The 555-nt window shown below is 43.4% G+C and carries 1 protein-coding gene; it reads left to right on the top strand.

Annotated features, from left to right (window positions below; all coding sequences use genetic code 11):
* Positions 1 to 2: 2 nt before the first annotated feature.
* Positions 3 to 555, top strand: a 553-nt coding sequence (locus tag R7E38_RS23245; protein WP_318082204.1) for a glycosyltransferase family 9 protein, incomplete at its 3' end; no start/stop codon positions are given.

Genomic DNA, 555 nt, shown 5'->3' with positions numbered 1-555 from the left:
CTATTGGAGATGTGTGTAATACCATCGCTACTGTACAAGCAATCCAGAAACAGTGGCCAACCACGCAAATAACTTGGATTACTGGCAAGTTAGAAGCTCAGTTGCTAGCAGCTATTGAGGGGGTCGAAGTCATTGTATTCGATAAAAAAGCTGGTTTAGATGGCTATAAAGCCTTGTGGAAACAGTTAAAGGGCCGAGAATTTGATGCTCTGTTACATATGCAATATGCGATTCGAGCGAGCGTCGCGACTTTGGGCATTAAGGCAAAATACAAACTTGGTTTTTCATCTGACAGAAGCCAAGATTTTCAAACACTATTCACTAATGTCAAAGTTCCCTCACCACAATCTCTGCACGTGGCGGATGGTTTGATGGCATTTGCTCATCAAATTGGCATCCCTAACAATGAGTTAGACTGGGCACTTTCCTACTCCACACAAGACAAAGAGTGGGCAGAGAATCATGTTTCTTGCGACAAACCCAACCTACTGATTGTGCCAGGAGCCAGTAAAGCATATAAAAACTGGAATGCTGAAGGGTACATAGACGTCATCC

Origin of the sequence: Vibrio sp. Vb2131 (assembly GCF_033338535.1) — a bacterium.
In the GTDB taxonomy this organism is placed as follows: Bacteria; Pseudomonadota; Gammaproteobacteria; order Enterobacterales; family Vibrionaceae; genus Vibrio; species Vibrio alginolyticus.
The sequence above is the reverse complement of the archived record's forward strand: the minus strand, read 5'-3'. Positions and strand labels throughout refer to the sequence as shown.